This is a genomic window from Thauera aromatica K172 (genome assembly GCF_003030465.1).
Classification (GTDB): domain Bacteria; phylum Pseudomonadota; class Gammaproteobacteria; order Burkholderiales; family Rhodocyclaceae; genus Thauera; species Thauera aromatica.
Genome location: NZ_CP028339.1, coordinates 3,134,829 through 3,153,742, shown reverse-complemented (window position 1 = coordinate 3,153,742; position 18,914 = coordinate 3,134,829). Strand labels below are relative to the sequence as shown.

At 68.0% G+C, this 18,914-nt stretch carries 13 protein-coding genes; 6 read left to right on the top strand and 7 right to left on the bottom strand.

What is annotated here, in order from left to right:
• Window positions 1-128: 128 nt before the first annotated feature.
• The 5 genes from Tharo_RS14940 to Tharo_RS14920 form a co-directional block, all read right to left on the bottom strand.
• A complete protein-coding gene (locus tag Tharo_RS14940) occupies window positions 129-2,750 on the bottom strand; it encodes a TRAP transporter permease (RefSeq protein ID WP_107221887.1) in 2,622 nt (873 codons plus the stop codon).
• A 107-nt stretch (window positions 2,751-2,857) separates the two neighbouring features.
• Complete coding sequence (locus Tharo_RS14935; RefSeq protein WP_107221886.1) at window positions 2,858-3,826, bottom strand: TAXI family TRAP transporter solute-binding subunit; 969 nt, start codon at window positions 3,824-3,826, stop codon at window positions 2,858-2,860.
• A 152-nt stretch (window positions 3,827-3,978) separates the two neighbouring features.
• Window positions 3,979-4,482 (bottom strand): PIN domain-containing protein, encoded by a 504-nt coding sequence (locus tag Tharo_RS14930; protein ID WP_107221885.1) that lies wholly within the window; start codon window positions 4,480-4,482, stop codon window positions 3,979-3,981.
• A 76-nt stretch (window positions 4,483-4,558) separates the two neighbouring features.
• Window positions 4,559-6,382 carry a PHA/PHB synthase family protein gene (locus Tharo_RS14925; RefSeq protein WP_107221884.1) on the bottom strand — a complete coding sequence of 608 codons (1,824 nt, stop codon included), beginning with the start codon at window positions 6,380-6,382 and terminating at the stop codon, window positions 4,559-4,561.
• A gap of 54 nt (window positions 6,383-6,436) precedes the next feature.
• A complete protein-coding gene (locus tag Tharo_RS14920) occupies window positions 6,437-7,477 on the bottom strand; it encodes an MBL fold metallo-hydrolase (protein ID WP_107222456.1) in 1,041 nt (346 codons plus the stop codon).
• A 273-nt stretch (window positions 7,478-7,750) separates the two neighbouring features.
• Here Tharo_RS14920 and Tharo_RS14915 point away from each other — a divergent pair, with 273 nt between their 5' ends.
• From Tharo_RS14915 to Tharo_RS14890, 6 genes are all read left to right on the top strand, one after another.
• Entirely contained in the window at window positions 7,751-8,944 is a 1,194-nt protein-coding gene (locus Tharo_RS14915) for an isovaleryl-CoA dehydrogenase (RefSeq protein ID WP_107221883.1), read from the top strand.
• Between the two features lie 62 nt (window positions 8,945-9,006).
• The gene (locus Tharo_RS14910; RefSeq protein ID WP_107221882.1) at window positions 9,007-10,215 is read left to right on the top strand and encodes an acetyl-CoA C-acyltransferase; all 1,209 of its coding nucleotides are present in this window, start codon (window positions 9,007-9,009) and stop codon (window positions 10,213-10,215) included.
• A 362-nt stretch (window positions 10,216-10,577) separates the two neighbouring features.
• The gene (locus Tharo_RS14905) at window positions 10,578-12,185 is read left to right on the top strand and encodes a carboxyl transferase domain-containing protein (RefSeq protein ID WP_107221881.1); all 1,608 of its coding nucleotides are present in this window, start codon (window positions 10,578-10,580) and stop codon (window positions 12,183-12,185) included.
• 76 nt (window positions 12,186-12,261) lie between these two features.
• Window positions 12,262-13,047, top strand: a complete 786-nt coding sequence (locus Tharo_RS14900; protein WP_107221880.1) for an enoyl-CoA hydratase/isomerase family protein — start codon at window positions 12,262-12,264, stop codon at window positions 13,045-13,047.
• 137 nt (window positions 13,048-13,184) lie between these two features.
• Window positions 13,185-15,233 (top strand): acetyl/propionyl/methylcrotonyl-CoA carboxylase subunit alpha, encoded by a 2,049-nt coding sequence (locus tag Tharo_RS14895; RefSeq protein ID WP_107221879.1) that lies wholly within the window; start codon window positions 13,185-13,187, stop codon window positions 15,231-15,233.
• 48 nt (window positions 15,234-15,281) lie between these two features.
• Entirely contained in the window at window positions 15,282-16,286 is a 1,005-nt protein-coding gene (locus tag Tharo_RS14890) for a hydroxymethylglutaryl-CoA lyase (protein ID WP_107221878.1), read from the top strand.
• Window positions 16,287-16,332: 46 nt separating this feature from the next.
• Here Tharo_RS14890 and Tharo_RS14885 read toward each other — a convergent pair whose 3' ends face one another.
• Both Tharo_RS14885 and Tharo_RS14880 read right to left on the bottom strand, forming a co-directional pair.
• Window positions 16,333-17,361, bottom strand: a complete 1,029-nt coding sequence (locus tag Tharo_RS14885) for a TRAP transporter substrate-binding protein (RefSeq protein ID WP_107221877.1) — start codon at window positions 17,359-17,361, stop codon at window positions 16,333-16,335.
• Window positions 17,362-17,552: 191 nt separating this feature from the next.
• A complete protein-coding gene (locus Tharo_RS14880) occupies window positions 17,553-18,704 on the bottom strand; it encodes an acyl-CoA dehydrogenase family protein (RefSeq protein ID WP_245880919.1) in 1,152 nt (383 codons plus the stop codon).
• Between the last annotated feature and the right edge of the window lie 210 nt (window positions 18,705-18,914).

The window sequence follows — 18,914 nt, the reverse complement described above, 5'->3', positions numbered from 1 at the left end:
CCGAAACAGCTGAAACCCGCGGTTCGCGCCGCACCGGCGGCCGGAACACCGCGGCCGTAAGCGCCCGAGCCTGCTTGAAACCGCCGCACCGGCAAGGGCGGCTTTTTTCCGCGCCGTGCCGTCCCGGTTCAGACGGCGGGCGGCGGTGCCACCGGCTGCTTGCGGCGAGCCCGTGGTTTCTGCATCGCCCACACCAGCGCAAGCAAGGCGAAGGCGGGGATGAACATCCACTCCTTGGCCGGGCGTTCGTCCGAAGGCAGCTCGATCGCGGTGACCGCGAAGCCCTGTTCGAGTCCCAGCTTTTCGGCCTGGCTGCCGAAGCGCACGGCCGCGACCTGGACTTCGTCGCCGAGCGTCATCACCGTCAGCCCCATTCGCGCGAGGCGGGCGCTGGCGCTGTCGGCCTTGTCTCCGAGCGGCAGCAGAACGCCCTTGGATACGTCGTCGCCTTCCAGGCTCAGCCCTTCCACCCACACCCTCAGGCTGGCGTTGCGCGGCGCTTCCTCGACCAGGCGGCTCAGCTCGGTGGGCGGAATTTCCTCGTAAGGAGGGTAGAGCATGTCCATCCAGAAGCCGGGGCGGAACAGGGTGAAGGTCACCAGCAGCAGCAATGCGCTTTCGTGGATGCGGCTGCGGGCGATGAAGAAGCCCTGGGTGGCGGCGGCGAACATCATGTTCGCCACCGCCGCGGTGACGATCGTCAGCGCGAGCTGGAAGAGGTTGCCGACGCCGATCAGCAGCAACTGGGTGTTGAAGATGAACATGAACGGCAGGACGGCAGTGCGCATCGAGTAGAAGAAGGCCTGGACGCCGGCCGCGATGGGGTCGCAGCGTGCGATTCCGGCCGCCGCATAAGAGGCCAGTCCGACGGGCGGCGTGACGTCGGCCATCAAACCGAAGTAGAACACGAACAGATGTACCGCGATCAGGGGCACGAGCAGGCCGCTTTGTGCCCCCACTTCCACGACCACCGGCGCCATCAGTGTGGAGACGACGATGTAGTTCGCCGTCGTCGGCAGCCCCATGCCGAGGATCAGGCAGATCACCGCTACCAGGACCAGCATCAGCATCAGGTTGCCGCCTGACACCGTTTCCACGAACTCGGTCAGGACCAGGCCGATGCCGGTCAGCGTCACCGTGCCGACGATGATGCCGGCTGCTGCCGTGGCGATGCCGATGCCGATCATGTTGCGCGCGCCGGTCACCAGCCCGCTGAGGAGATCGTCGAAACCTGCGCGGGTGGCGACGGCCAGATCCCCCGTGCCGCGGAAGAACGCCTTGATTGGACGCTGCGTGATCAGGATGAAGATCATGAACATGGTCGCCCAGAATGCGGATAGGGCTGGAGAGAGCTCTTCGACCATCAGGTTCCAGATCAGGGCGATGACCGGCAGCAGGTAATACAGCCCGGTCTTCAGCACAGGGCCTGTTTCGGGCAACTCGGTCAGGGGGGTGTCGGGGTCGTCCATGTGGAGTTCGGGGAGTCGGGCGGCGTACCACAGCAGGCCGATGTAGGTGGCGAACATCAGGAGGGCAATCACGAGTGATGACGCGTCGCCGGTGACCGTCTTGATCCAGCCCAGGCTGTAATGAATGGCGCCGGCGAGGATGACCAGTCCGCAGACCGTGAATCCGAAGGACAGCAGGCGCTGTCCGGCCGGTTTGATCGTGCGTCGGGGCAGACCGCGGATGTCGGCCTTCAGCGCTTCGAGGTGCACGATGTAAAACAACGCGATATACGAGATGAGCGCGGGCAGGAACGCGTGCTTGATGACTTCGGTGTAGGGAATGCCGACGTATTCGACCATGAGGAAGGCCGCTGCCCCCATCACCGGGGGCATGATCTGGCCATCGACCGACGCTGCTGCTTCCACGGCCGCTGCTTTTTTCGGGGCATAGCCGACGCGTTTCATCAATGGGATGGTGAAGGTCCCGGTGGTGACCACGTTGGCGATCGACGAGCCGGAAATCAGGCCGGTGCTGGCCGAGGCCACCACGGCCGCTTTGGCCGGGCCGCCGCGCAGGTGGCCGAGGAGCGAGATCGCAGACTTGATGAAATAGTTTCCCGCGCCGGCCGTCTCCAGCAGGGCGCCGAACAACACGAAGAGGAAGATGAAGCTGGTCGACACCCCCAGGGCCACGCCGAACACGCCTTCGGTGGTGAGCCACATGTGGCTCATGCCCTTGGACAGCGAGGCGCCGCGGTGGGAAATGACCTCCGGCATGTAGGGGCCGAAGAAGATGTAGATCAGGAAGACCACCGCCAGGATCACCATCGGCAGGCCGAGGGCACGCCGTGCGGCTTCGAGCAGCAGGAGCAGGCCGACGACGGCCGCGGCCATGTCGGCGTCGGTCGGCAGACCGGGCCGGGTCGCCAGCTCGGCGTAGAACAGGAACAGGTAGGCGGCGCAGAAGGCGCCGGCCGCAGCCAGGGCCCAGTCCTGGAGTGGAACGTAGTCGCGCGGCGAGCGCTTCAGCGCGGGATAGGCGGCGAAGGCCAGGAACACTGCGAAGGCGAGGTGGATGGCGCGGGCCTCGGTGTCGTTGAACACGAAGACGCCGAGCGAGAACGGCAGCGGCGATGCGATCCAGAGCTGGAACAGCGACCACGCCAGCGCCGTCAGCATCAGCAGGCGGGCGGTGAGGCCGGTGGGCCGGCGTCCGCCGGTATCGGCTTCGGCGACGATTTTTTTCAGCTCCTCGTCGGAGAGCTCGAAGCTGTCTTGCTTCCGATCATCCGGGCGGGTCATGGGCAGCGCCTTTCAGGGGAATACGGAGACGAAAACGGCGGGGGCTGGTGGCCGCCGCCGTCTGTGCAGGGAAGTCCGGCGCCCCGCGAAGAGGGCCGGGCGGCGGATTACATCCAGCCTTTTTCCTTGTAGTACTTCACCGCGCCCTCGTGCAGCGGCGCGGACAGCCCGTCCTTGATCATGTTCTTGGGGTCGAGATTGGCGAACGCCGGGTGCAGCTTCTTGAAGTCCTCGAAGTTTTCGAACACCGCCTTGACCAGGGTATAGACCGTGTCCGCGGGCACTTTCGACGAGCTCACGAAGCTGGCCACGACGCCGAACGTGCGGGTCGGGTCCGGGTTGTTCGCGTACAGGCCGCCGGGGATGCTGACGTGGGCGAAATAGGGGTGTTCGGCGACCAGCTTGTCGATGCCGGCGCCGGTGACCGACACCAGCTTGGCGCCGCAGGTCGTGGTCGGGTCCTGGATGTTGGCCGCAGGGTGGCCGACGACATAGGCGAAGCCGTCGATCTTGTTGTCGCACAGGGCGGCGCTGTGCTCGTCCGGCTTGAGTTCGGAAACGAGCGAGAAGTCGGCGGTCGACATCCCCAGCGCGGGCAGCAGCATGTCCATCGTCGCGCGCTGGCCCGAGCCCGGGTTGCCGATGTTGAAGCGCTTGCCCTTGAAGTCCTCGAACTTGGTGATGCGGGCTTCCTTGCGCGACAGGATGGTGAGCGGCTCGGGGTGGATCGAGAACACCGCACGCAGGTCGGCGACCGGGCCGCCGTCGGCGAACTGGGCGAGACCCTTGATGGCGTTGAACTGGACGTCGGACTGGGCGACGCCGAAATCGAGTTCGCCGCCCTTGATCGTATTGACGTTGTACACCGAGCCGCCGGTGCTCTCGACCGAACAGCGCAGGCCGTGCTGGGCGCGGTCCTTGTTGATCAGGCGGCAGATCGCGCCGCCAGCGGCATAGTAGACGCCGGTGACGCCGCCGGTGCCGATGGTGATGAACTTCTGCTGGGCGTGAGCGGGGAGTGCGCCGAACGTGCCGGAGAGGGCGAGCACGGCAGCCAGAACGGTGGTTTTTTTCACGGAGACCTCCTGGGGCGAGTCGATGGAACCGTCGATACGAACACGACCTGGGCGAAACCGGCGGTGCGCTGCGCCCATCCGGCGCGCAGACGTGTCCGCCATCATCTTGATGTCATCGGAAGTAAAGCTTTGCACAAAAAACGCGCAGGCCGCTACTCGGGTTTCCCCGCAACGCCAGGATCGGGCGGCGGGCATGCGGCATTGATGAAGCGCTCCGGGGTCAGGATCGAAAAGTGCGGACGGATCGCACGGTGGCGTGCCAGCGCGAGCAGGGCGCGGTCGCGGGTCAGGAGGTGGGTGGCGGCGTGATGGAGTGCGATTTCGAGGAATTTCTGGTCGTCGGCGTCGCGGCAGGTCGGCAGGGCCGCGAGCGCTTCCGCGGCGGGGGCGAAGTCCGCCGGTTCGAGGCGGGAGAGGTAGCCGTGCCACAGCGCGGCCTGCTCGTCCGGTTCCAGTCCGAACTGGCGGTAGGCGAGGACGCGGCGCAGTTCTTCGTTCGCGTCCTCGCGCCCGAACAGGCGGTAGCGGCCCTCCTCGATGGCGCTTCGCAGCGCCCGCAGGCGGGGATCGCGAAACATCCACAGCGCGAGCACGGTATTGGTGTCGAGCACCAGGCGGATCGTTCCGGGAGCCGGGGCGGAAGAGGGCGTCTGCATCGGAGCGGCGGGGCGGTCGTGGAAGCGTGGACGAAAAACGGGGAGGTCGCCCTCCCCGTCCTCGCGCGCGGCGGGATCAGTCCGCTTTTTTGGCGTCGATGCGGATCTTGACGAATGAGCCGGGGGCGTCTTCGAGCGGCTTGAGCTTGCCCGCGGCGGGGTCGCGCGGCGCCGTCCGCTCGTTGTCCTGGGCGGTGATCCAGGCGTTCCAGTCGGTCCACCACGAGCCCGGGTGCTGCTGCGCGCCTTCGAACCAGGCGTCGGCGGTTTCCGGCAGTTTTGCCGCCGGATTGACCCAGTAGCCGTACTTGTTGGCCGACGGCGGATTGACGATGCCGGCGATGTGGCCGGAGCCGCCGAGGACGAAGCGTACCGGGCCGTTCAAGTGCTGTGCGCCCATGTAGGTGCTCTTCCACGGCGCGATGTGGTCCTCGATCGTGGAGATGAAGTAGCTCGGCAGCTTGATCTTGCCGAGGTCGATCGGCACGCCGTCGATCTCGATGCCGCCGGGCTCGATCAGGCGGTTTTCCATGTACATGTTGCGCAGGTAGTAGCTGTGCATCTTCGCCGGCATGCGGGTGGAGTCGGAGTTCCAGTACAGCAGGTCGAAGGGGAAGGGGTCCTTGCCGAGCAGGTAGTTGTTCACCACGAAGGACCAGATCAGGTCGTTGGCACGCAGCATGTTGAAGGTGCCCGCCATTTCGGAACCTTCGAGGTAGCCGCGCTCGGCCATCTTCTTCTCGAGGCTGGAGACCTGGCCTTCGTCGATGAACACGCCGAGTTCGCCCGGCTCGGTGAAGTCGGTCATCGCGGTGAAGAAGGTCGCCGTGGCGATGCGCTGCTGGCGCTTGGCGGCGAGGTAGGCGAGCGCGGTAGCGAGCAGGGTGCCCCCCAGGCAGTAGCCGATCGCATTGACTTGCTTTTCGCCGGTCTGCGCTTCGATGGCGTCGAGCGCGGCCAGGATGCCTTCCTCGAGGTAGGCGTCGAAGCTCTTTTCGGCAAGCTTTTCGTCGGGGTTGACCCAGGAGATCACGAACACGGTGTGGCCCTGGTCCACGCACCACTTGATGTAGGAATTCTTCTCGCGCAGATCGAGGATGTAGAACTTGTTGATCCACGGCGGCACGATCAGCAGCGGCTTCTTCAGCACGGTGTCGGTGCTCGGCGTGTATTGCAGCAACTGCATCATGTCGGTCTGGAACACGACCTTGCCAGGCGTGGTGGCGACGTTCTTGCCGAGCTCGAAGGCCGTGGTGTCGGTCATCTTCACGCGCAGGTTGCCGTTGCCGTCCTCGACGTCGCGCAGCAGGTTGTTCAGGCCCTTGAGCAGGTTCTGGCCGTGGCTCTTGAGCGTTTCACGGAAGACTTCCGGGTTGGTGACGGCGAAGTTCGACGGCGACAGCGCATCGATGTACTGGCGCGTGTAGAAGTTCACCTTCTTCTGCGTCTGCTCGTCGAGCCCGTCGACACAGCACACGGTGTCGTGGATGTGGCGCGCGGCGATCAGGTAGGACTGCTTGATGAAGTCGAACAGGAAGTGCTGCTCCCACTCCTCGTCCTTAAAGCGGCGGTCGGATTTTTCCGGGGTCGCCACCGGCGCGGTGTTGAGGCCGGCAAAGCGCAGCATCGAATGCTGCCACAGCGAGAAGTAGTCCCACACCAGGCTCATCTGGGCCTGGGCGAGCTTGTACGGGTTGGCCAGCAGCTTCGCCATCATGTCCATGAAGGCCTGGGCGATGCCCAGTTCGTCGGCGGGAGCGGCGACGCCTTTCTTGAGCTGGCGCTGGACGTGGTCGCTGATCAGCGACGAGGCGCGGCGCGCCACTTCGGCATAGGTCTGGGCGACTTCCTGCGGATCGGGCAGTTCGGCAGTGGGGGTCTCGGTCTTGGGTGCAGCCATGTTGTTTGGACTCCAGTTTGGCGACGGGGCGGGTGGGTTCGTCAGCGAGGACGGTTAGCGAGGTCGGGTAAAACGGATCAGGCCATCGGCGCCGACATCGCGTGTCAGCGCGCCCTGGGTTTCGAGATGGTTGAGGTGGGCGATCGCTTCGCCCATGGCGAACATGACCTGATGGGTGTCGAGCTCGCGCGGGAACAGCGTCGGCAGCAGCTCTCCGGCACAGCGCGGCGCAGCGCATTCCGCAAGCAGCGCGGCGCAGCGCTCGCGGTGATGCTCGACGAGCTGATCCACGCGGGCGCGGATTCCCCGGAAAGGGTGACCATGGGATGGTAGCACGAGGGTGTCTTCGGGTAGTTCGCACAATGCCTGCAGCGAGCGGAGGAACCACCCCAGCGGGTCGGCGCCGGGAGTAGCGGCGTATACGCTGATATTGGTCGAGATCCGTGGCAGCAGCATGTCACCCGAGATCAGGATGCCGAGTTCGGCGCAGTACAGGCTGGCGTGCTCGGGAGCGTGGCCGTAGCCGACGATCACGCGCCAGCGGTGAGCGCCGATCTGCAGGGTGTCGCCGGCGAACAGGCGATGGTAGTGCGCCGGCAGCTCGGGGGCGCCGCGGCGGTAGGCCGGGCCGCGGGCGGACAGGGCAGCGAGCCGGGTGTCGTCCAGGCCGTGGCTGCGGAACTGCGCCACCATGTCCTCGATGCAGTGGCCGGGGAGCTGGTTCCACACCGCGTGGGCGGAGAGGAATTCGCCCTGGGTCATCAGCACCGTGGCCCGGTCGCGCGCCGCCAGCCAGGCGGCGAGGCCGATATGGTCGGGGTGGTGGTGGGTCACGATCACCCGCCGGAGCGGCCGCGGATCGGCGGCCAGCACCTGCTCCCAGGCGGTGCGGGTGCGGTCGATGCCGAAGCCGCTGTCGATCGCGGTGAGGGCGTCGCCGTCGTCGAGCAGCCACAGGTTGATGTGGTTGAGCGCGAACGGCAGGTGCATGCGGACCCAGCCGATGCCGGGGGCGAGTTCGAGGCGCTGGCCTTCGGCGGGCGGCTCGTAGTGGGGGTAATGGAGGGAAGGCGTGGCGGAGGAAGAGGAACTCATCATGTCGTCCATCGGATGCGGGCCGGTGCGTGGCAGGCACGGGCGGAGGGTTTTCGAATCTACCCGGCCCTTGCATGGGGTTGGTTTTGTGTTTTTAATCAAAACAACGATTTGTGCTTATGGGTCGGGCGTCTGCCGGATTCCGGCCGCCCGCCGGCAAGCGGTGAAACCAGAAACCTACACCAATATCCGACCGGCACGAAAGGCGGCCGAGCGCGTGCGGGAACACTTCGCCGGCGGGGATGGCGGGCGGACCGGACAAGGAGAGCGCAGATGAACCTTCCCTCCCTCGACTTCGGACTCGGTGAAACGATCGACGCGCTGCGCGACTCGGTGCAGGCTTTTTGTCGTGCCGAAGTCGCCCCGCGCGCGGCCGGGATCGACCGTGGCAACGCGTTCCCCGCCGATCTGTGGGCCAAGCTCGGCGCGCTCGGGGTCCATGGCATGACGGTCGGCGAGGAATATGGCGGCACCGCCCTCGGCTATCTGGCGCACATCGTCGTGATGGAAGAGATTTCCCGCGCCTCGGCGGCGGTCGGCCTGTCCTACGCCGCCCACTCCAACCTGTGCATCAACCAGATCCACCGCCACGGCAGCGAACGCCAGAAGCGCAGGTTCCTGCCGCCGCTGATCGCCGGCGACTACGTGGGCGCGCTCGCGATGTCCGAGCCCGACGCCGGCTCCGACGTTCTCGGCATGCGGCTGCGCGCCGAACGCAAGGGCGATCGTTTCATCCTCGACGGCAGCAAGATGTGGATCACCAACGGCGGCGACGCCGACGTCCTGGTGGTGTATGCCCGGACCGGGAGCGCCGGGCGCAGCGAGCGGGGGGCGGAAGGAATCACCGCGTTCCTGGTCGAAAAGGAAATGAAGGGGTTCTCCCACGGCACCCACCTCGACAAGCTCGGAATGCGCGGCTCGAACACCTATCCGCTGTTTTTCGACGAGGTCGAGGTGCCGGTGGACAACGTCCTCGGCGGCGAGGCGAACATCGGCCGCGGCGTCCGGGTGCTGATGTCGGGGCTGGATTACGAGCGTGCAGTGCTCGCCGGCGGCCCGCTCGGGATCATGGCAGCGTGCATGGATGCGGTCCTGCCCTATGTGCATGAGCGCAGGCAGTTCGGCGCCCCGATCGGTGAGTTCCAGCTGATGCAGGGCAAGATCGCCGACATGTACGCGACCTGGTCGGCCTGCCGTGCCTATGCCTATGCCGTCGGTCGGGCCTGCGACCGCGGCGATCATGCGCGCGGATTGAGGAAGGATGCCGCCGGGGTGATCCTGTACACCGCCGAGAAGGCGACCTGGATGGCCGGCGAGGCAATCCAGGCGCTGGGCGGGGTCGGCTACACCAGCGAATGCGCCACCGGCCGCCTGTGGCGCGACGCCAAGCTGTACGAGATCGGCGCCGGCACGAGCGAGATCCGGCGCATGCTGATCGGCCGCGAGCTGTTCGCCGAGACGCGCTGAACGGCGCTGCGGCGCCACCGTCGCGGGGCAGACGGTCGTGCAGGATTGCGGGGAGAAACGTCATGTCTGATCCAGTCGTCATCGTCGCTGCGGCACGCACGCCGCTCGGCGGTTTTCTCGGCGAGCTGTCCGGCCTGAGCGCGCCGCGCCTCGGTGCCGCGGCGATCGGCGCCGCCCTCGGGCGCGCCGGAGTGGCCCCCGAACAGGTCGACGAGGTCTTGATGGGGTGCGTGCTGCCGGCCGGCCTCGGCCAGGCCCCCGCCCGCCAGGCGGCGCTCGCCGCCGGCCTGCCGGTGGCGGCCGCTTGCACCACGATCAACAAGGTGTGCGGCTCGGGAATGAAAGCGGTGATGCTGGCGCACGACCTGCTCGTGGCGGGCAGCGCCGGGGTGGTCGTCGCCGGCGGCATGGAGTCGATGTCGAACGCTCCTTACCTGCTGTCGAGGGCGCGAGCCGGCTACCGCCTCGGTCACGGCCAGGTGCTCGATCACCTGTTCCTCGACGGGCTCGAAGACTGCTATTCAGAGGAAAATCGCGGCCGCCTGATGGGCGCTTTTGCCGAAGACTGCGCCCGCCGCTTCGGCTTTACCCGGGAGCGCCAGGACGAGTTCGCGCTCGCGTCCACGCGGCGCGCCCAGGCGGCGGCCGCAGAAGGCGCCTTCGCCTGGGAAATCGCGCCGGTCACCGTCGTCGAGCGCGCGGGCGCAGGCCTGGTCGAGCACGACGAGCTGCCGCCGAAGGTCCGCCCCGAGCGCATTGCGAGGCTGCGGCCGGCATTCACCGAAAACGGCACCGTCACCGCGGCCAATGCCAGTTCGATCGCCGACGGAGCGGCCGCGCTGGTGCTGATGCGGCGGACGGAGGCCGAACGCCTGGGCCTGGAACCGCTCGCCACCGTCGTCGCCCACGCCGGCCATGCCCAGGCGCCGGCGTCGTTTACCACCGCGCCGGCCGCGGCGATGCGCAAAGTGCTGGGCGCAGCGGGGTGGGAGGTCGCCGACGTCGATCTGTGGGAAATCAACGAAGCTTTCGCCGTGGTCGCGCTGGCGGCGATGGACGAACTGGGGCTGGCGCACGAGCGGGTCAACGTGCATGGCGGGGCCTGCGCCCTCGGCCACCCGATCGGGGCCTCCGGCGCGCGCATCCTGGTGACGCTGATCGGCGCCCTGCGCCGCCGTGGCCTGCGCCGCGGCATCGCCAGCCTGTGCATCGGCGGCGGCGAGGCGACGGCGGTGGCGGTCGAACTCGAAACGCCGGTCGCCAGCCGCTGAGCGGCGGGGCCTCGCTCGACGGGGGCTGCCCTCGAGGGGCAGTGAGCGAACAGGCGCTCGGGAAAAACGATGTTGGTTTCGATCTCGCTCAGGATGACGGTCTCGATCGGGCTGCCGTCGGTGGCGACTGCGCGCACCGTTTCCCGATAACGGTCGAGCACGCCGCCCCTTGCCTGCGCGCCACGACTGGCGCAAGGTTAACCACCGATCATCGTCACGGTCACGGTCATGGTGCCGTCACGCTTCCTCCTCCCCCACTTTTCGTTGCCGGCGGCTGCCGCCGGCGCGGCCGGGTGCGCCGGAGGAACGGGGCGGGCCGGAGCGCTCCGTGTGCGGCGATCCACTCGAGGAGGGCCACGCCGATGAGCGTGATCGAATCCGGCATCGATCTCCGCAGCCCGCTCTTCCAGGCCAACGCCGCGGCGATGCGCGCCCTGGTCGAGGATCTGCGCGCGAAAGTGGCGGCAGTCGGCCGCGGCGGTGACGAAGCCGCGCGCGCGCGCCACACCGCGCGCGGCAAGCTGCTCGTGCGCGAGCGCATCGCCCGCCTGCTCGACCCTGGCACCCCCTTCCTCGAGATCGGCCAGCTCGCCGCGCTCGGCCTCTACGACGACGAAGCTCCCTGCGCGGGGCTCGTTGCCGGCATCGGCCGGGTCGAAGGCAGCGAATGCATGATCGTCGCCAACGACGCCACGGTGAAGGGCGGCACCTATTACCCGCTGACGGTCAAGAAGCATCTGCGCGCGCAGGAGATCGCCGCGCAGAACCGCCTGCCCTGCCTCTACCTGGTCGACTCGGGCGGCGCCTTCCTCCCCCGCCAGGACGAAGTCTTCCCCGACCGCGAGCACTTCGGCCGCATCTTCTACAACCAGGCCAACCTGTCCGCCCAGGGCATTCCCCAGATCGCGGTGGTGATGGGCTCGTGCACCGCCGGCGGCGCCTACGTGCCGGCGATGGCGGACGAAGCCGTGATCGTGCGCGACCAGGGCACAATCTTCATCGGCGGCCCGCCGCTGGTGAAGGCGGCGACCGGCGAAGTGGTGAGCGCCGAGGAGCTCGGTGGCGGTGACGTCCATACCCGGGTCTCGGGGGTGGCCGACCATCTCGCCGACGACGATGCCCATGCGCTCTACCTCGCCCGCCGCATCGTCGCCAACCTCAACCGGGTGAAGACGGTGGGCCTCGCCCTCGGCGACGGCGAGGCGCCGCGCTACGACCCCGAGGAGCTCTACGGCATCGTCCCCACCGACCTGCGCAAACCGTTCGACGTGCGCGAGCTCCTCGCCCGCGTGGTCGACGGCTCGCGCCTCGACGAATTCAAGGCGCGCTACGGCACTACCCTGGTGTGCGGCTTCGCCCACCTCCACGGCTATCCGCTGGGCATCGTCGCCAACAACGGCATCCTGTTCGGCGAGTCGGCGCAGAAGGGCGCGCACTTCGTCGAGCTGTGCGGCCAGCGCGGCATCCCGCTGCTGTTCGTGCAGAATGTCACCGGTTTCATGGTCGGGCGCCGCTACGAGAATGCCGGCATCGCCAAGGACGGCGCCAAGCTGGTCACTGCGGTGGCGACGGTGCAGGTGCCCAAGCTCACCGTGATCGTCGGCGGCAGCTTCGGTGCCGGCAACTACGGCATGTGCGGGCGCGCCTACGCCCCGCGTTTCCTGTGGATGTGGCCGAACGCGCGGATCTCGGTGATGGGCGGCGAGCAGGCCGCGAGCGTGCTCGCCACCGTGCGCCGCGATGCCATCGAGGCCGGCGGCGGACAGTGGAGCGCGGCGCAGGAGGAAGCTTTCCGCGCACCGATCCGGGCCCAGTACGAAGCCCAGGGCCACCCCTACTATGCGAGCGCGCGCCTGTGGGACGATGGCGTCATCGACCCGGCGCAGACCCGCCGCGTGCTCGGCCTGTCGCTGTCGGCGGCGCTCAATGCCCCGATCGAACCGACCAAGTTCGGCGTGTTCAGGATGTGAACGCGGCGGGCCGGCGGTGGCCCGACAAAAAATGGCCGGACAAAAACAACCCAACCCCAGCAAGGAGACAAAGAGGATGTACGAAACCCTGGAAATCGAGATCGCGGGCGGCGTGGCGACGGTGTGGATGAACCGCCCGGCGGTGCATAACGCGTTCAATGCGCAGCTGATCGCCGACCTGACCGCGGCCTGCTGCGCGCTCGAGGCCGACGATGCGGTGCGGGTGGTGGTGCTCGCCGGGCGCGGCAAGAGCTTTTCCGCCGGCGCTGACCTCAACTGGATGAAGGCCGCCGCCACCAGCGGCGCCGAAGAAAACCTCGCCGATGCCCGCCGCCTGGCGGCCATGCTGAGCACGCTCGCCGAGATGGCGAAGCCCACTCTCGCCCGCGTGCACGGCGCCGCGCTGGGCGGTGGCATGGGCCTGGCCTCGGCCTGCGACATCTGCATCGCCGCGGAGGCGGCCGTGTTCGCCACTTCCGAAGTGCGCTTCGGGATCATCCCCTCGGCGATCAGCCCCTACGTGATCCGCGCCATCGGCGCGCGCCAGGCCGGACGCTACTTCCAGAGCGGCGAACGGATCGGTGCCACGCGCGCCCGCGAAATCGGCCTCGCGCACGAAGTCGTCGCCGCCGAGGCGCTCGACGCCAAAGTGGACGAAGTCGTCGCGGCGCTGCTGCAAGGCGGCCCGCAGGCGCAGGCCGCGGCCAAGGACCTGATCCGCGCCGTCGTCCACCAGCCGCTCGGCGACGAGGTCGCCGAGGACACCGCGCGCCGCATCGCCGCCCTGCGCGCCACCGCCGAAGCGCGCGAAGGGCTCGACGCCTTCCTCGCCAAGCGCCCCGCCGCCTGGATCCCGCAGTGAGGAGGGCGGAGGCACGGCATGTTCGACAAGATCCTGATCGCCAACCGCGGTGACCCGGCGCGCAGCGCCACAGCGGCGGAGCCAAAACGCATGGCATGCGCGAGCATGCACAGGCGATTTCACCGCGGAGGCACCGCATGTTCGACAAGATCCTGATCGCCAACCGCGGTGAAATCGCCTGCCGGGTGATCCGCAGCGCCCGCCGCCTGGGCATCCGCACGGTGGCGGTGTATTCCGATGCCGACGCCGATGCCCGCCACGTGCGTCTGGCCGACGAGGCGCTGCGAATCGGCCCGGCGCCGGCGCGCGACAGCTACCTCGTGATCGAGCGCATTCTCGCCGCGGCGCGGCGCAGCGGCGCGCAGGCGATCCACCCCGGTTACGGCTTCCTGTCCGAGAACGCGGACTTCAGCGAGGCTTGCGCCCGCGCCGGCGTGGTCTTCATCGGCCCGCCGGCGGCGGCGATCCGCGCGATGGGCTCGAAGGCGGAGGCGAAGCGGCGGATGGAAGCCGCCGGCGTGCCGGTCACTCCCGGCTACCACGGCGACGACCAGAGCCCGGGCGGGCTGCGCGCGCAGGCCGACGCGCTCGGCTATCCGGTGCTGATCAAGGCCGTCGCCGGCGGCGGCGGCAAGGGCATGCGGGTGGTCGGCCAGGCCGAGGACTTCATCGATCTGCTCGCCGCGTGCCGGCGCGAGGCGGCCGCCAGCTTCGGCGACGAGCGCGTGCTGATCGAAAAATACCTCGTCCGCCCGCGCCACATCGAAGTGCAGGTCTTCGCCGATGCCCACGGTCATTGCGTCCATCTGTTCGAGCGCGACTGCTCGGTGCAGCGCCGCCACCAGAAAGTGCTGGAGGAGGCGCCCGCCCCCGGCATCGGCCCCGCGCAGCGCGCGGCGATGGGGCAGGCGGCCGTGGCGGCGGCGCAGGCGGTGGGCTACGTCGGCGCCGGCACGGTGGAGTTCATCGTCGGCGAGGCGGGCACCGCACCCGCGGCCTTCTACTTCATGGAGATGAATACCCGGCTGCAGGTCGAGCATCCGGTGACCGAGATGATCACCGGGCTCGACCTGGTCGAATGGCAGCTGCGCGTGGCCTGGGGCGAAGCGCTGCCGCTCGCCCAGGAGCAGTTGCAGATCCGTGGCCATGCGATCGAGGCACGGATCTATGCGGAAGATCCGACGAAGGGCTTCCTGCCGGCCACCGGGCGGCTGCTCCACCTCGCCCGGCCGGCCGAATCGGTGCATGTGCGCATCGATAGCGGGGTTGATGAAGGCGACGCGATCGGCCCCGACTACGATCCGCTGATCGCCAAGCTGATCGTATGGGAGGAGGGCGGCGCGGCCGATCCCGCAGGCGGCAGCCGCGAGCGTGCCCGCCTGCGTCTGCTGCAGGCGCTGGCCGATTTCCAGCTCGTCGGCGTGGCCCACAACGTCGATTTCCTGTCGCGGCTGGCAGCCTGCCCGGCCTTCGCCCGTGGCGAGCTCGATACCGGCCTGATCGAACGCGAGCAGGGCTGGCTGTTTCCCGCCGCCGATCCGGTGCCCGCCGAGGTCTGGTATCTGGCCGCCCTCGCCGAGCTGCTGCGCGAGTCCCGCGCCGCCGCGGAGGCGGCCTGGCGCAGTGCCGATCCGTGCTCGCCGTGGCATGCGCGGGACGGCTGGCGGCTGAATGCCTGTGCGCGCCGGGTGCTGGTGTTTCGCCATGGGGTGCTGCGCCAGGCGGTGCAGGTCGAATACCGCGCCGATGCTTTCGCTCTCGGCCTCGATCCCGCTGCCGGTGCCTGGCTGGCGGCGCGCGGCGAACTGGGCGAGCGCGGCCAGCTGCGCGCCGAACTCGACGGCCGCTGCCTGGATGCGACCGTGATCAGCGCCGGGGAGGCGCGTCACGTTTTCCTCGATGGCCGCAGCTGGGGGCTGGCCTGCGTCGATCCGCTGGCGCCGGCTGCCGGCGAGGGCGTTGCCGAAGGCGGCCTGCGGGCGCCGATGCCGGGGCGGGTGGTGGCCCTGCTCGCGCAGCCCGGGCAGCGGGTGGAAAAGGGCGCGGCGCTGCTGAGTCTGGAAGCGATGAAGATGGAGCACACCCTCACCGCTCCCGCAGCGGGCACGGTGAAGGCCTTTCACTGCGCGCTCGGCGACCAGGTCGATGATGGCGCCGAACTGCTCGAATTCGAGGCCGAACCCTGAGCGGGGGCGTGCGCTGCGTCCGGGCGCGAACGGAATGAGGCATTCACCATGAGGACATCCTGGCCTTCGGCCGTCCGCCTCGTCGAAGTCGGCGCGCGCGACGGCCTGCAGAACGAGAACGCCCCGCTGCCGGTGTCGGTCCGGGTGGAGCTGATCCGCCGCCTCGTCGGCGCGGGGCTGAAGAGCGTCGAGGCGGGGGCTTTCGTGTCGCCGAAGTGGGTGCCGCAGATGGACGGCAGCGCCGAGGTGCTCGCCCGCGTGCTGGCTGGGCCGCCGCGGACGGGGGCGACCGTGGGTGCAGCTGCGGGTGTGGTGGCGGGTGGAGTCACCGGTGGGAGCGCCGGTGAAGTTGCGGGTGGAGTGGATTACCCGGTGCTGGTGCCGAACCTGCAAGGCCTCGAGGCCGCGCTCGCCGCCGGGGCGCAGACGGTGGCGGTGTTCGCCGCCGCTTCCGATACGTTCAGCCAGCGCAACATCCACTGTTCGATCGCCGAGTCGCTCGAACGCTTCCGCACGGTCGCCGGTGCGGCGCGGACGGCCGGAGTGAAGCTGCGCGGCTACGTGTCCTGCGTCGCCGGCTGTCCCTACGAAGGTGCGATCGCACCGCAGGCGGTGGCCGGGGTCGCTGCTGCGCTGCGGGCACTGGGCTGCGACGAGATCTCGCTTGGCGACACCATCGGCACCGGCAACCCGGACAGCATCCGGCGGATGCTCGAAGCGGTGCTGCGCGAGGTGCCGGCGGAGCGGCTCGCCGGGCACTACCACGACACCTACGGCATGGCGGTGGCGAACGTCTATGCCTCGCTGGAGCTGGGGCTGACGGTGTTCGACGCCGCGGTCGGCGGACTCGGCGGTTGCCCCTACGCTCCCGGCGCGAGCGGCAATGTCGCCACCGAAGAGCTGGTCTGGCTGTTCGACGGGCTGGGCATCGCCACCGGCGTCGACCTCGAGGCACTGGTCGACACCGCGGTCTGGATCGGCAACCGGCTCGGTCGCGCACCCGCTTCCAGGGTGGCGCGGGCGGTGCTGGCACGGCGGCGCTCCGGTCACTGAGCTTGCCGGGCGAATGCTCCCGGCAAGCCCGCGTTCTGCGCCGTGCTCAGTCCATCAACGCCCGCAGTTCTGCGAGTAGCTTTTCTGCGTCGTAGCCCTTGGCGGCCATTTCCTTGACCCACTCCGCGGTCACGGATTCGGCGGCCTTTTCCCACTTTTCCTGTTCTGCAGGGGGGAGGGTGTAAATGTGGTTGCCGTGGTCGATCGCGACCTGGCGCGAGCGCTCCGTTGCCATGTCCCATATCTGTCCGGCCCATGCCGAGGCCTCTGCGCCGCTGTTGGCGTCGATGACTTTTTTCAGATGCGCCGGCAGGCTGTCGTATCTCGCCGGATTCATCGCCAGCACGAATGCGCCGCTGTTCATCAGCGCCATGCCGGAAGGCGATTCAGTGTGATAGGAGGTGAGTTCATGGAGCCTGAGGGCAGGAAGCACTTCCCAGGGGAACATCGCGCCGTCCACCACCCCCCGCGAGAGCGCCTCGGGCACCTGGGGCGCGGGCATGCCGACCGGGGTGGCACCCAACGCCGCGATGAGCTTGTTGGTCAGGCGGCTTCCGGCCCTGATCTTCAACCCCTTGAAGTCGCTGAGCGTCTTGACCGGCTTCTTGATGGTGTGGATCGCCGTTCCGGGGATGGTGTGAAAGAGCAGGGGCTTGACGCCCGCGTATTCGCTCTGGGCGTATTGGCTGGCAAAGATCCATAAGGCCCGGCTCGACTTTTCCCCGTCGGCGGCGATGAACGGCACGTCCAGCGCCTCGCTGACCGGGAAGCGGCTGGCCTGGTAGCTCGGCACCGTCCACACGATGTCGGCGACGCCGTCCTTGACCTGATCGAACAACTGGGCCGGCGTGCCGCCCAGCTGCATTGCGGGATAGAGCTGGCACTTCAACTGGCCGTCGGACTCGCGGGCAAGCTTGTCGCACCACGGGACGATGAGATGGACATGGGTGTTGCTGGTGGGCGGCAGGAAATGGTGGACCTTGAGATGGATCGTCTCGGCGGCCGATGCCTGAATTGCGCCGGCGGCCAATGCTGCTCCAACGACGGCACATTTGACTCTGGAATGGATCTTCATTTGTGACTCCTCCTCTGACGAACGAGTGACATGACGAGCTCACCGCCATATTGAATGCACAGACTTGCCTGCCGCCGCCGATTCGGCCCGGAGCCCTCGAAAAGTCGCCCTGTCGGCCGGGTGCCGGGGGGACGGGGGCGAAAGTGGCCGCCCCGAAGGGAGCCGGCCCTTGTCGCGGGCGGGCGGAATCCTCACAGGGTGCGTGAAATCAGCTCCTTCAAGGTCTCGTTCGAGCCGCCGTAGATGCGCTGCACGCGGGCGTCCATGTACAGCTGCGCGATCGGGTATTCGCACATGTAGCCGTAGCCGCCGAACAGCTGCAGGCAGCGGTCGATGATCTGGCACTGCTTGTCCGAGCACCACCACTTCGCCATGATCGCGTCGTTGGGCTGCATGGGCTGACCTTCGACCAGTTGCTGGATCAGCTGGTCGATGAAGACGCGCGCGATGCGCGCCTCGGTCTGGCATTCGGCGAGGGTGAAACGGGTGTTCTGGAAGTCCCACAGGGTCTGGCCGAGCATCTTGCGGTTCTTGGCGTGCTCGATGGTCAGCTCGATCGCCCGTTCGGCGGTCGCCACGCCGGTGACCCCGATTGACAGGCGCTCGCGGACGAATACATCCATCAGCTGGCCGAAGCCGCGGCCTTCCTCTCCACCGATCAGGTTATCGACTGGCACGCGCACGTCGTCGAGAAAGATTTCGCAGGTGTCGAGGCCGTTCTGGCCGATTTTCTCGAGCACCTTGCTGATGGTGAACCCCGGGGTTTTGTCCACTTCGACCATGAACAGGGAGATGCCCTTGGCGCCAGGCCCGCCCGTGCGCGCGGCGATCAGGGACAGCTCGGCCTGCTTGCCGTGGGTGATGAAAATCTTGTTGCCGTTGAGCACGTACTCGTTGCCTTCGCGGCGGGCGGTGGTGCGCAAGGCCTTCACGTCGGTGCCGGCGTCCGGCTCGGTGATGCACACCGAGAGCATCTTCCGTCCCGCGGCGATGTCGGGCATCCAGCGCATCAACTGCTCGTGGCTGGCGGTTCCCATCAGGAAGTGAGGGGCGTTGAGGGCGCCGGGGACGAAGCCGAAGCTGGTGTCGCAGATGCGGGCCTGTTCTTCCATCACCACGGCCTCGTGCGCGAAGGTGCCGCCCTGGCCGCCATATTGCTCGGGAATGCTCATGCACAGCAGCCCCAGCTCACCGGCCCGCAGCCAGACCTCGCGGTCGATGTGGTGCTGGGCGCGGAAGCGGGCGGCATGCGGCGCAACCTCTTCTTCGAAGAAGCGGCGTGCGGTTGCGCGCAGCAGGTCGAGTTCTTCGGTCATCCAGGGGGAACGGTAGGAAGCGGGCATGGGCATCTCCAGTGGGGTTCGCTGTCGCCGTGCTCCGTGAACGGTGCGGGCGGCGTGTCGTCTGCTGTCGGAAGGAGTATCGGCAGCACCGTGCATTTTGTCAACCAACCGGTTGATTGACAAAATGCACGGTGCCTCCTAGAGTTCGGATCACACTTGGAAAGGGTGGGTCGGTGCCCACTTCCGCTGCCGCAAGGTTCCGCAGGAATG